This window comes from Nocardia cyriacigeorgica (genome assembly GCF_010868145.1).
Taxonomy (GTDB): domain Bacteria; phylum Actinomycetota; class Actinomycetes; order Mycobacteriales; family Mycobacteriaceae; genus Nocardia; species Nocardia cyriacigeorgica_D.
The window spans coordinates 747,354-759,661 of the sequence record NZ_JAAGUY010000001.1 but is presented as its reverse complement, the minus strand read 5'-3'; the positions used below and the strand labels follow the sequence as shown (position 1 = coordinate 759,661).

The following is a 12,308-nucleotide window of genomic DNA, read 5'->3' as shown; positions in this document are numbered from 1 at the left end:
TCCGGCGATGAGCGAGCAGGTCGAGTTGGGATGGTCGCGGCCGGGCAGCCCGCGACTGCGTAACCCGTTGCCGTGGCGGTTCGCCCCGCCCAATTCCGAGATCGTGGTGCCGGTACTGCACCACTTCACCATTATGGGCACCTGGACCATGCTGGTGAACAACATCCACCTGCTGGCAATCGCGCACCCCATCCTGCCCGTCGCGGACTGGGAACTGATCGCGCTGCGTGGCAGCTGGAACTGCGGTGGCCGGTTCGAATGGGAGAACCACGTGCTCACCGCCAAAGTCCTGCGCAAAGACGCGGACTACCTGGTTGCGATCAAGGAGGGCCCGTCGGCGGCGCTGTGGAACGATCGCCAGGCTGCGATCCTCACCGCCGTCGACGAACTGCACGAGGACCAACTGATCTCCGAGACCACCAAACAGCGGCTGCTCGGTTACTTGTCGCCACGCCAGTACCGGGAGCTGTACTCGGTCGGCGCTATGTACGAGGTGCTGGCCATGGTCAACAACTTCTGCCCGCCGGGGGAGCTGTTCGACTTCGAACCCCGCGCGTCGCGACAATCGCCCGCACGGCCACGCCGCCCGCGTAAGGATCGGCCGTTGGCGCCGCAACCCGCCGAGATCACCACGGTCACACCGCCGTCCGGCCCGCGCATCTGGGTGCCACACGATCCGGAGATCACCGCGGAGTTCGCGCTCAACCACCCGTGGACGGCATGGATCGTGCGCCGCATCGACGGTGTGGCCGCGCGACGGATGAAGCTCGGACCTGCCGACCGGGAGCTCGCCATCCAGCGGATGCTGTGGCGGGTCGGTCCGGTCGGCGAATGGACTATGCGCTCGGCTGCCCATCCGGAGACGGCCGCCGTCGTCGCCGCCGGGCCCGACGGTCCGGATGCGACGCCTGCGCAGGCGGCGCTGCTGCGTGCGGTCGACGAGCTGGATACCGAGTACTTCATCAGTGACGGCACCTGGACCGAACTGCGCCGCCACTTCTCGGTGAAACAGTTGCTCGAGGTGGTGCCGCTGGTCGGCAATTACCGGGTCTACGCCGCGATCATGAACAACCGCGGCTGACCCGCCGACGGGGTCGCCGATATCGTCTCGATGGCGTCGAGCGGTATAAATGCTGCATGGGAGAGCTGATCACGGACGCCGACGACGCGCAGGCGCCGTCGATGGCGCGCACCTCCCTGTTGCGTGAACTGCCCTCGACGCAGCGTGGTTTGCGCACACGCGCCGCGTTGGTCAGCGCCGCACGGGAAGTCTTCGAAAGCAACGGCTACCTCGAGACCCGGCTGATCGACATCACCCAGGCGGCCAAATGCTCCTCGGGCACCTTCTACACCTATTTCGCGAGCAAGGAAGAGATCTTCGCCGCGGTGCTCGAGGTGGCGCAGGAAGACATGATGCACCCCGGTATGCCACACATACCGGAGGACGACGACCCCGCGGGCATCGTCGAGGCCAGCAATCGCGCCTACTTCGAGGCCTACAAACGCAATGCCAAGCTGATGGCGCTGCTGGAGCAGGTCGCCACGATCGACCCCGAATTCGCCGAGTTGCGGCAGCGGCGTGGGGATGCGTTCATCCAGCGGAACGCCCGCAGCATCGCCGATCTGCAACGCCGCGGCCTCGCCGACCCGGAGCTGGACCCGCTGCTCGCCTCCCGTGCGCTGTCGAGCATGGTGAGCAGGCTCGCGTTCACCCATTTCGTCATCGCGCCCGACGACCCGCCGGTGACGATGGACGAGCTGACCTACACCGCTACGCGGCTGTGGGTGAACGCTCTGCGCATGCCAACCAAGGCATAGCGCTCCTGCTGGTTGGTGTCCGTGCGTCAGCCCAGCTGGTCGCGGCGGCGGGTCAGGTAGACCGTCTCCGCGGTATTGCCCGCCAGTTCGATGGCTCTGGTGTAGGCCTCGCGCGAGTCCTGGCTGCGGCCCAGCCTGCGCAGCAGGTCGGCGCGGGTCGCGTGGTAGGCGTGATAGCCGCCCAGCGCGTCCTCGAGCCGGTCGACGGCCGCCAGCGCCACCTCCGGGCCGTCGAGTTCGGCGACGGCGATGGCACGGTTGAGAGCGACGATCGGGGAGGAGTCGAGGCGGGCGAGCTGGTCGTAGAGCGCGACGACCTGCGACCAATCGGTATCGCGCACGTCGCGAGCGGAGGTATGCACAGCGTTGATCGCGGCGAGGATCTGGTAGCGGCCAGGAGCCTGACCGGAGGCCAGGCGCTCACGGACCAGCCGATGCCCCTCGGCGACCAGCACGGTGTCCCAGGCCCCGCGATCTTGCTGGTCGAGCGGGACCAGTTCGCCACCCGGCGAGATCCGGGCGGTGCAGCGAGCCTCGATGAGCAGCATCAGCGCCAGCAACCCGACCACCTCACCGTCCTCGGGTATGAGGGCGTGAAGGAGGCGAGTGAGCCGGATCGCTTCGGCGGTCAGGTCGTCACGAACCGGATCGGTGCCGGCACCGGTCGCCAAATAGCCCTCGTTGAAAACGAGAAAAAGGACGGCCAGCACACCGGAGACCCGGGCGGGCAGATCCGCTGCGGATGGCACCCGATACGGGATACGAGCCGCCGCGATCTTGGCCTTCGCGCGGGTGATCCGCTGCCCGATCGCGCTCTCCTGCACCAGGAAGGCCCGGGCGATTTCGGGCACGGTGAGGCCGCCGACCATGCGCAGGGTCAGCGCCACGCGTGCCTGCATGGCGAGCGCGGGATGACAGCAGGTGAAGATCAGCCGCAGCCGTTCGTCGTCGATGGCCCCCAGCGGCTCGGGCGGGTCGTCGTCGGACAACAGCAGCGCCTCCTTGTGCTTGTCGCCGCGTTTGTTCTCCCGCCGGATCCGGTCGATGGCTTTGCGGTTGGCGGTGGTCGTCAGCCAGGCGCCGGGGTTCGGGGGTATGCCGTCGGCAGGCCAGCGCTCGACGGCAACGGCGAACGCTTCCGCGGCGGCCTCCTCTGCGATATCGAGGTCACCGAAACGCCTGGCCAGGGCGGCGACCACCCGCGCCCACTCCGCGCGGTGGGCCCGGGCGATCGCCAGCCGGACGTCGGTCGCGTTCACTCGGCGAGGAACGGCCGGACCTCGACCTTGCGGTGGCAGTGCTCGGACCCCTCGGCGGCGAGTTCGCGCGCGGTGTCGAGGTCGGGCGCCTCGATGATCCAGAAGCCGGCGAGGTACTCCTTCGACTCCACGAAGGGGCCGTCGGTGAACAACGCCTCCTCGCCCCGGTTATCGATGACGGTGGCCGTGCCGGGCGCATCGAGGCCGCCGGCGAAAACCCAGTGGCCCTCGGCCACGAGCCGCTCGTTGAACGCACGGATGGCGGCCATCTCGTCCGGGGTGGCGGAGCCGGTTCGCTCGTCGATCACGGAAACCAGGAATTGCATCTGACGATCTTCTCCTGTGCGGGTTCGGGACAATTATGACGCGGCGGTGGATGGCGGGGTCGCGTACTGCGGGCGCCCGTCGGGTCGGTAGACCTGGATGGTCACCCCTTTCGATGTGACCTGAGAGTCGACCAGATCCAGTGCTGTATCCGGGCCGGCGGCGGGAAACAGCCGGGTTCCCTGGCCGAGGATCACCGGATAGCTGAGCAGGGTGATCTCGTCGACGAGGTGGTTGTCCAACAGCCAGCGGATCAGGGTGCCGCCGCCGTGCACCTGCAGCTCACCCTCCGAGCCGGCCTTCAGCTCGCGGATGGCGGCCGCGAGGTCACCGGACAGGACGGTGGTATCGGCCCACTGTGGGTCGGTGAGCGTGGTCGATACCACGTACTTGGGACGGGTGTTCAACGCACGCCCGATGGGGCTGTTCATCATCTCTTCGATCGCGCCCCAGGAACGGGCGAAAACCTCGAAGGTCCAGCGCCCGAGCAGGAATGCATCGGCGCGCTGGTATATCCGGCCGAGGAAGGCCTCGAGCTCGTCGTCGAACAGTGGTATCGCCCATCCGCCGCGCTCGAATCCGCCCCTGCGGTCTTCCTCGGACGAACCGAGTCCCTGCATCACACCATCGACGGAGACGTTGGTGACGGTCGTCAGCTTCATGATCACTCCTGCGGTCATGGACGCTCCGGTGAGCGTCGCTCATCCCTTCCACGAACACCACCTCCCAGATCCGACATCGCCGCCCGGTATTCGTACGAGGAATTCACCCGCTGCCTAATTGAAGTTGACGCCGGTTTCAAGTACGGTCGGATCACCCGTCGACAGGAGGTCAGATGTCGCTGTTCGAGATCTCGGATCGCGCCGAAAAGTACCGGCAGGATCTGCTCGAGTTCATGGATTCGCACGTATATCCGGCCGAGGCCGTCTACGAGGAGCAGATGCGGGCCTCCGGCGATCCGCATTTCCAGCCGCCGATCCTCGAGGAACTCAAGGCCGAGGCCCGTGCGCGCGGCCTGTGGAATCTGTTCCACCCGCATCCGGACTGGGGGCCGGGGCTGACCAATCTCGAATACGCGCCGCTGGCCGAGATCATGGGCCGCAGTCCGCTGGCTTCGGAAGCGTGCAACTGCAATGCGCCCGACACCGGCAATATCGAGGTCTTCACCCTGTTCGGCAGTGACGAGCACAAGGAGAAGTACCTGAAGCCGCTGCTGGACGGGACGATGGCCTCGGCCTTCGCGATGACCGAGCCCGCGGTGGCCAGCTCCGACGCGACCAACGTCGAGCTGTCGATGGTGCGCGACGGTGACGAGTACGTCCTCAACGGCCGGAAGTGGTTCGCCTCCAACGCCTTGCACAAGAACTGCAAGGTGATGATCGTGATGGGCAAGACCGATCCGTCGGCGGCGCCGCATCGCCAGCAGTCGATGATGGTGGTGCCGATCGACGCGCCAGGTGTCACGGTGCTGCGCGGGCTGCCGGTGTTCGGATATCAGGACCGCGAGGGCCATGCCGAGATCGATTTCGACAATGTGCGGGTGCCAACCAAGGACGTCCTGAAAGGGGAAGGGGAGGGTTTCGCCATCAGTCAGGCCCGGCTCGGACCCGGCCGCATCCATCACTGCATGCGAGCCATCGGCATGGCCGAGCGTGCGTTGGAATTGCTGTGCAAGCGCGCGCGGTCGCGAGTGACCTTCGGTAGGCCGATCAGCGATAACGCCAATATCCAGGATTGGATCGCCGAAGCGCGCATCGAGATCGAGATGATCCGGCTGCTCACATTGAAGGCGGCCTACCTGATGGACACCGTCGGCAACAAGGAGGCGCGTACCGAGATCGCCGCGATCAAGGTGGCCGCGCCGCAGATCGCGTTGCGGATCGTCGACCGGGCCATCCAAGTGCACGGCGCCGCGGGCGTCACCGATGACTTCCCGCTCGCCATGGCATGGGCGCATCTGCGCACACTACGTCTGGCCGACGGGCCGGACGAGGTGCACAAGCGGGCCATCGCCAAGCAGGAGCTGCGCAAGTACCGCGACGCGGCGGGGGAGAACTGACAATGACCGGAACTGATCTGACCGGACGCACCGCCATCGTCACCGGAGCCTCGCGCGGCATCGGCCTCGCCATCGCGCAGTCACTCGCCGCGGCAGGAGCGAATGTTGTGGTGACATCGCGTTCGAGCGAATCCGCCGAGGCGGCCGCCGCCGAGATCGGCTCGAAGGCGCTCGGTATCGGTGCGCACGCTGTCGACGAAGAGGCGGCCCGCCGGTGCGTCGACACCACGCTCGAACGTTTCGGCAGCATCGATATCCTCGTCAACAACGCGGGGACAAATCCGGCTTTCGGGCCGGTGATCGACCAGGATCACGCCCGATTCGCCAAGACCTTCGATGTGAATCTCTGGGCGCCGATCCTGTGGACCGGGTTGGCCACCCGGGCCTGGATGGGTGAGCACGGTGGCGCCGTGGTGAACACCGCCTCCATCGGCGGGTTCGGTTTCGAGGCGAATATCGGCCTGTACAACGCGTCCAAGGCGGCGCTGATCCATCTCACCCGGCAGATGGCACTGGAGCTTTCGCCGAAAGTGCGCGTCAATGCGGTCGCACCCGGCGTGGTGCGGACGAAGCTGGCCGAAGCGCTGTGGAAAGAGCATGAGCCGCTGGTCGCGGCGGCCACCCCGCTGGACCGGATCGGTGAGCCGGACGATGTGTCCGGTGCGGTCGCGTTCCTGGTGTCCGATGCGGCGCGCTGGATCACCGGTGAGGTGATGGTGATCGACGGCGGGCAACGGTTGGGCGACCCCACGCTGTTCCGCGGCGGGGTGCCCGGTATGTGATCCGCGGCGGGGAGGGCCGGGGCCGCACCGGGTGCGGCCCCGGCCTTCGTCAATTTGCCGTCGGCGCGACGATATGGGCGAGCTTGTCCGACAACCGTTCCAAATAGGCGACGACCTCGGGCTCCGGCTTGTCCGGCAGCCCGTACAGCACATCGGTTACACCGCATTCGGCCCATTCGGCCAGCCGCTCGGCATTCGGTTTGATGTCGAGTGCGACCACGCGCGGGTTTCCCGGGCGGCCGGAGTCGGTCCAGATCTTGCGCAGCAACGCCAGCCGGTCGGAGATATCGGTTTCTCCCGGTGTGGTGATCCAGCCGTCGGCCGAGGTGGCGATCCACCGGAAGGTCCGCTCGGTCCCCGCGGCGCCGATCAGCACGGGCACTGAGCCGCGCACCGGCTTCGGCCACGCCCAGCTCGCCCCGAAATCCACGTAGTCCCCGTGGTATTCGGCCTCTTCCTGTGACCACAGCGCGGCCATGGACTCCAGATACTCCCGCAATACGGTGCGTCGCTTGTTCGCGGGCACCCCGTGGTCGCTGAGTTCATCGGTGTTCCAGCCGAATCCGGCACCGAGCACCACCCGTCCACCCGATAGATGATCGAGCGAGGCGATGGTCTTGGCCAGAGTGATCGGATCGTGCTCGACCGGTAAGGCCACCGCGGTCGAGAGTTCGATCCGCTCGGTGACCGCCGCCGCCGTCGCCAATGCCACCCAGGGATCGAGGGTGCGCATATAGCGGTCGTCGGGGAGGGACTCGTCACCGGTCTGCGGATGGGCGGCCTCTCGTTTCACCGGGATATGGGTGTGTTCAGGCACGTAGAAGGAGTGGAACCCCATGTCTTCGGCTGCTCGCGCCGCGGCGGCGGGTGTGATTCCGCGATCGCTGGTGAACAACACGATGCCGAAACGCAAGGCGTCGCCGAGGGAAACAGAGCCGGTCATGTGTGCACTCCTTCGGGTCCGCCGAGGTGGATCGGCCTCGGCGCGTGGCACCGCCACCCCGGTGAAAGGGGCCACGGTGTCGAAGCGTCCAAGCACGTCGCATGTGTCTGGACAGGTGTACGGGATGTTAGCCAACAGGAGCGGCTCCAGCAAGAACGTGTTTCAGTTTTGTGATCGCGGGTGGCCCTGGGGGTGCGAACATTCGCCGGGATGGGGCGGCGGCATCGCGAGTAGCGCGCTATAGTCGAATTCGACTAGACGAGCTCGACTAGGGAGATTCGGTGGCTCGGGAACTGCGTGCGCTACATACTCCGCTGACGCTGGCGGTGCTCACACTGCTGGCGGAGCGGCCGCGGCATCCGTACGAGATGAAGATTGCCATTCGCGAGCGGCATGTCGACGATGTCGTGAAGATGCGCGGTGGGTCGCTCTACGACGCGATCGGCAGGCTCGAGCGGGCCGAGCTGGTGCGTCAGCTCGGGACAGCGCGCGCGGGTTCCCGGCCGGAACGCACGGTCTACGAGATCACCGAGTCCGGCCGAGCCCTGCTGTACGAGCTGCTGGCAGAGATGCTCACCGAACCGGTCAACGAGTATCCGCGGTTCGTTGCCGCACTGGCTCATCTACCCGCACTCGGCCCCGAGGCGGCGGCGCGGCTGTTGCGGCTGCGCGCCCAGCGATTGCGCGAGGATTACGCCGATACCGCGCGGATGGTCGCCGAGCATTCGTCCGGAGTGCCACGGGCGGTGCTCCTGGAGGCGGAGTTCCTCCAGCACCAGCGGGCCGCTGAAATCGACTGGCTCGACGGCGTCGCGCGCGATATCGACCACGGTATGTCGTGGCCGGACGTCGATCCGAGTTCCGACGGCGAGAAGGAGTAGATCATGACCAGTGGCAACGATCGGATGCGGCGGCGGCTGAAGCCGTTCAACCGGGTGGTGATAGCGCTGCAAGGAGTCGGCCTGGCCGTGGGCACAATGCGGGTGCTGTCGGTGCCCGGCCGTAAGACCGGAACCCTGCGCACCACCCCGGTGTCCCCGTTGACCGTCGACGGCAGCACCTACGTGGTCGGTGGGTTCGAGGATGCGGACTGGGTGCGCAACGCCCGCGCCGCGGGATGGGGTGTTCTCGCGAAAGGCCGTCGTAAGCAACGGGTCTCGTTGATCGAACTGCCGGTGGCCGAACGCGAGCCGATCCTGCGTGCGTTCCCGCAGGAGGTGCCGCACGGGGTGCGTTTCATGCTGAACTCCGGTGCGGTCGAATCCGCTGATCCCGAAGCGTTCGCCGCCGCAGCGCCCCGCTGCCCCGTCTTCCGGATCGAGCCCGCACGCACCGTAGGCGCTGTGGTCGGCTCCTGACCGTCGTGGCTCGTTCAGCAAGGGACGCATTCGATGGCGAGATGGCCGAGGCGTGTCGGATGAACCCCCGCCACCGAAAGGCCCGCTTCGGCCGCCAGGGCGGTGTACGCCTCGATACTGCGTTCGCGGCCCCCGGACAGCACGAGCATGCGCAAGTTCATCTCCGCGAACGCGGCCGGATCACCCGTGGAGTCATAGCCTTCGATGAGAACCACACGGCCGGTGTCCCCGCCGGCTTCGGCGCAGCGGCGCAGGATCGTGACCGCCCGCTCGTCGTCCCAGTCGTGGATCACGCGGCACAATACGTAGACGTCGCCGCCGGTGGGCAACGGGTCGAAGAAGCTCTGCCCGACGAACGTGCAACGGCCTGCCAGCCCGCGCGCGGCCAGTTTCAGCCTGCCGCGCTCGACGGTCTCCGGCAGATCGACCAGGGTGCCGAGTGCCCCTGGGTTGGCTTCGAGCACCGCGGCGAGCATGGTCCCGGTCCCACCACCGACATCGACGACGTGCCGCGCGGCGGACCAGTCGTAGCCGTTGGCCTCGTCGGCCGCCTGCTCCATACCGATCGCCATCGCCGCGTCGAAGGAGGCGCCCATCGCCGGATCACGGTCAAGGTACTGCCAGAACGGCGCGCCGAACACGCTCTCCCAGGCCGGTTGTCCGGTGCGGATGGTGTGCAGCAGCCCGGTGAACGCGATATCCATCTGCCCGAAGAACCCGTCGAGGTCGAGGTAGGCCCGCATCGTCGCCGGGTGATCGGTGCGCAACAGAGCCGCGATGTCGTTGTCCCCGAACGTCCCTTGGCTCGGCTCGGTGAACATGCCGTGGCAGACCAAATGCCGGAGCAGGCGGCCGAGCGCATCGGCATCGGTACTCGAGAGACGGGCCAGCTCTTCAACGGGAAGCGGTCCCTCCCGTAGGTGATCGGCCAGACGTAATGTCGCAGCGACCCGGACCGCCATCGGAGTCACCAGATCCATCAGCGGGCCGAGCACTTGCCACCCCGACGGCTCCTGGCCGTCCGGTTCTGCTTTCTCGCTGGCCGTTGCCATGAGCACTCCCGCGGTCGGTACCGATGCCGAACCATCGCTACCCTGCCTGGTCCGGCACCCGCAAGTGTCCCAACGGGCTCTGGACGAGGCAACCGTCCTGCGGCCCGGGTAGCCCGAGGCCTACGCCGGCCCGGATAACCCGCTGCGCTATCCGGGCCGTTCGACGGCGACTGCGGTATACGGGGTGGTCGGCTCCGGTGGCGTGGTGAACCGGGCGTTCGGCAGATACAGCCGTCCACCACAGGCTGCGACGGTCGTCGGGACATCGAAACGCGGGTCGGTGACGCGCCGCTCCACGGTGCCGGTCGTTCCCGCATCATCGAGGGTGACAACAGCGATCGTGTTCAGCCGGTTCTGCACGACGAACAGGGTGTTGCCCTGCCGGAGCAGCCCATCACCGCTTGGCACTGTCTCGGCGCCAAGATCGATCCGTTCAGTAGCACCCGACGCGGGGTCCACGTTGAACAGCTGCCCGGTCGCCGACTGCACGATGATCAGCCCGGTGCCGTCGGGTGTGCGAACGATGCCATTGGCGTTGATCGCGTCGGGTACGTAGCCGATGTCGCCGGTCAGCGGTCGCCGCACCACCGCCTCAGGGGCGGGCAGCGCGCCGTCGCGGCCGATAGGCAGGTGATAGAGCACCGGTGTGCGGGAATCGGTGAACCACGCACCCGCGGGCGTGAGCACCACGTCGTTGACGAAAGTGTCCGGCGGCGTGCCGAGCCGGTAGCTCGCCCGTACGGCACCGGTGTCGACATCCACCACGCGGGCATGGCCCCCCGTGCCTCCGGCGACGAACAGCCGGCCCCGAGAGTCGATGGCGAGGCCGAGCGCGGGGGTGCCCGGCCCGCGGCTGAAGACCGAACCGCGTCCGGTCGCCAGGTCGGCACGGTAGAGGGAGCCGTCTGCTCGCGAACCGAAGTAGGCCACGGGCACCGCGCCGATCGCGATGCCTTCGGGCTGGAAACCGGCGGGAAGGTCGATCGTGGTGGGGAACGGCTGCTGTGCGCCCGCCTGCGCCGGTACGAGCACAGTTGCAGCGAGACAAGCGAATACGGCTGCCGTGTAGAAGAGTCGATGCACTGCGCCCTCCGTCGTTGTCGGGGCGAGGACGTGCCGTTGTCCCACCTAGTATCCGACGGTGAAATGAATGTCTTCACGGGGATTTTCGAGTTCATCGACCACGGCGACGGCCAGATCCTCGGCGGAGATCCGGGACGTACCGCCGGAGTCGGTGAGGAGGGTGGTGGTTCCGCGCCGGTACCGCCCGGTGCGCCGGCCGGGTTCCAGGATCGCCGGTGGACTGAGATAGACCCAGCTCGCCGGATGGGCGCGGCAGGTGTCCAGTTGCGCGACGCCGGCCGCGGCGATGGCGCGAATGTGCGGGGGCACATGGTCAGGGCTGTCGAGAACCAGCAGGTCAGGTGTGCCCGGTATCGACAGGGGGGCGGCGCCGCCGACGAAGAGAATGCGCGTGTCGGTCTCGGCGGCCGCGTCGAGCAGGGCGGTGGTCGTTGCGGTAACGGCGTGTTCGTGTCCGGGGGCGGGGCGAGCCGCGGCCACGATCGCGTCGATGCCCTCGAAGAATCCGGCCATCTGGCTGGAGTCGTTCGCATCACCGGCGACGGCGACCACTCCCGGCGGCAGGTCGGCCTGCCGCGAGGTCCGGAAGACCGCGACGAGCTCATGGCCGCGGCTCGCGGCTTCGGTGATGACGCGCGAGCCGACCATGCCGGCGGCGCCCACAACGGCGATCTTCATCGGGTACTTCCTTTCGATGTCAGCGGAGAAACTCCAGGTGCGGGCAGTTGGCCCGCGACGATTGCGGCGAGCGCGAGCACGAATCCCGTGAGTTGGATCGGGCCGAGGGTCTGACCGAGCAGTACCGCACCCAGAATCGCCGCCACCAGCGGGGACAGCAGCACAAGCACCGCCACCGAGGTGACCGGCAATGCGCCGATACCACGGAACCACACGACATAGGCGAACAAACCGCCCACCAAGCCCATCCAGAGGTAGCCGAGGGCCGCATGCGCATCGATCGCCGGCGGTGGGCCTTCGACCAGGAACGTAATGGGCAGCAGGAACAGGCCACCGGCGGTGAGCTGCCAGCCCGCGAAGGCGGTGGGCCCGATCTCGGGCGGGCGCCCCCAGCGTTTGGTGAGCGTCAGACCCAGCGCCATCGATGCGGCGCTCGCGACGCCCGCGACGACACCGACGGTGTCGAGGCCCGCGCTCGGCCCGATCACCACAAGGCCGACGCCGAGGACGCCGATCAACCCCCAGCCCAGCCGCCACGCCGACAGGCTTTCGCGTAACACCGGCACGGCCAGCAGCGCCACTGCCAGCGGCTGCGCTGCCGCCAGGGTCGCGGCGACGCCGCCGGGCAGGTGCTCGGCCGCGAGGAACAGCAGCGGGAACGGCAGTCCGATGTAGAGCACACCGAGCGTGGCTGCCTTCCACCACCAGGAGCCTTGCGGCAGCATCCGGGTGAATGCCAGCGCGATCAGGCCTGCGGGCAGCGCGCGCAGCAGCCCCGCGAATACCGGATGTCCCGGCGGGAGGAGTTCGGTGGTGACGACATAGGTCGTCCCCCAGGTGATAGGGGTGAGCGCTGTCAGTGCGGTGAGAGGCAGGTTTCCGTAGCCTGGGCCGGTGGCTGGTCCGGTGGAAACCAGCTCCGCTGCTGAGCTTTTCATGCTCACTATCTCAC

14 protein-coding genes are annotated in these 12,308 nt (G+C 67.5%); 6 read left to right on the top strand and 8 right to left on the bottom strand.

Annotated features, from left to right (window positions below; translation table 11 throughout):
* Positions 1-7 precede the first annotated feature (7 nt).
* Both GV792_RS03405 and GV792_RS03400 read left to right on the top strand, forming a co-directional pair.
* Positions 8-1,081 carry a carboxymuconolactone decarboxylase family protein gene (locus tag GV792_RS03405; RefSeq protein WP_163822077.1) on the top strand — a complete coding sequence of 358 codons (1,074 nt, stop codon included), beginning with the start codon at positions 8-10 and terminating at the stop codon, positions 1,079-1,081.
* Between the two features lie 56 nt (positions 1,082-1,137).
* Positions 1,138-1,818, top strand: coding sequence for a TetR/AcrR family transcriptional regulator (locus GV792_RS03400; RefSeq protein ID WP_163822076.1), 681 nt, complete (start codon positions 1,138-1,140; stop codon positions 1,816-1,818).
* 26 nt (positions 1,819-1,844) lie between these two features.
* Here the strand turns inward: GV792_RS03400 and GV792_RS03395 are convergent, their stop codons facing one another.
* The 3 genes from GV792_RS03395 to GV792_RS03385 are packed head-to-tail and all read right to left on the bottom strand — an operon-like array spanning position 1,845 to position 4,063.
* A complete protein-coding gene (locus GV792_RS03395; RefSeq protein ID WP_163822075.1) occupies positions 1,845-3,077 on the bottom strand; it encodes an RNA polymerase sigma factor in 1,233 nt (410 codons plus the stop codon).
* On the bottom strand, positions 3,074-3,403 hold the full coding sequence (locus GV792_RS03390) for a YciI family protein (RefSeq protein ID WP_163822074.1): 330 nt from the start codon (positions 3,401-3,403) through the stop codon (positions 3,074-3,076). The genes GV792_RS03395 and GV792_RS03390 overlap by 4 nt, the downstream gene beginning before the upstream one ends.
* 33 nt (positions 3,404-3,436) lie before the next feature.
* Positions 3,437-4,063, bottom strand: coding sequence for a dihydrofolate reductase family protein (locus tag GV792_RS03385; protein WP_163822073.1), 627 nt, complete (start codon positions 4,061-4,063; stop codon positions 3,437-3,439).
* A gap of 173 nt (positions 4,064-4,236) precedes the next feature.
* On the opposite strand from GV792_RS03385, the gene GV792_RS03380 reads away from it, so the two are divergent.
* The gene (locus GV792_RS03380) at positions 4,237-5,460 is read left to right on the top strand and encodes an acyl-CoA dehydrogenase family protein (protein WP_163822072.1); all 1,224 of its coding nucleotides are present in this window, start codon (positions 4,237-4,239) and stop codon (positions 5,458-5,460) included.
* 2 nt (positions 5,461-5,462) lie between these two features.
* Complete coding sequence (locus tag GV792_RS03375; RefSeq protein ID WP_163822071.1) at positions 5,463-6,242, top strand: SDR family oxidoreductase; 780 nt, start codon at positions 5,463-5,465, stop codon at positions 6,240-6,242.
* 49 nt (positions 6,243-6,291) lie between these two features.
* Here GV792_RS03375 and GV792_RS03370 read toward each other — a convergent pair whose 3' ends face one another.
* On the bottom strand, positions 6,292-7,155 hold the full coding sequence (locus GV792_RS03370) for an LLM class F420-dependent oxidoreductase (RefSeq protein ID WP_163822233.1): 864 nt from the start codon (positions 7,153-7,155) through the stop codon (positions 6,292-6,294).
* Between the two features lie 311 nt (positions 7,156-7,466).
* On the opposite strand from GV792_RS03370, the gene GV792_RS03365 reads away from it, so the two are divergent.
* Positions 7,467-8,066 carry a PadR family transcriptional regulator gene (locus tag GV792_RS03365; RefSeq protein ID WP_309138575.1) on the top strand — a complete coding sequence of 200 codons (600 nt, stop codon included), beginning with the start codon at positions 7,467-7,469 and terminating at the stop codon, positions 8,064-8,066.
* Positions 8,067-8,069: 3 nt separating this feature from the next.
* Positions 8,070-8,543: a nitroreductase/quinone reductase family protein gene (locus GV792_RS03360; RefSeq protein ID WP_163822070.1), complete on the top strand. Its 474-nt coding sequence runs from the start codon at positions 8,070-8,072 to the stop codon at positions 8,541-8,543.
* Between the two features lie 14 nt (positions 8,544-8,557).
* On the opposite strand, the gene GV792_RS03355 is transcribed toward GV792_RS03360, so the two are convergent.
* The 4 genes from GV792_RS03355 to GV792_RS03340 form a co-directional block, all read right to left on the bottom strand.
* The gene (locus GV792_RS03355; protein WP_163822069.1) at positions 8,558-9,595 is read right to left on the bottom strand and encodes a methyltransferase; all 1,038 of its coding nucleotides are present in this window, start codon (positions 9,593-9,595) and stop codon (positions 8,558-8,560) included.
* 147 nt (positions 9,596-9,742) lie between these two features.
* Positions 9,743-10,627, bottom strand: a complete 885-nt coding sequence (locus tag GV792_RS03350) for an SMP-30/gluconolactonase/LRE family protein (protein WP_256673737.1) — start codon at positions 10,625-10,627, stop codon at positions 9,743-9,745.
* Positions 10,628-10,723: 96 nt separating this feature from the next.
* A complete protein-coding gene (locus GV792_RS03345) occupies positions 10,724-11,356 on the bottom strand; it encodes an NAD(P)-dependent oxidoreductase (RefSeq protein WP_163822067.1) in 633 nt (210 codons plus the stop codon).
* Positions 11,353-12,294, bottom strand: coding sequence for an EamA family transporter (locus GV792_RS03340; protein ID WP_163822066.1), 942 nt, complete (start codon positions 12,292-12,294; stop codon positions 11,353-11,355). Before GV792_RS03340 ends, GV792_RS03345 begins: the two co-directional genes overlap by 4 nt.
* Positions 12,295-12,308 lie beyond the last annotated feature (14 nt).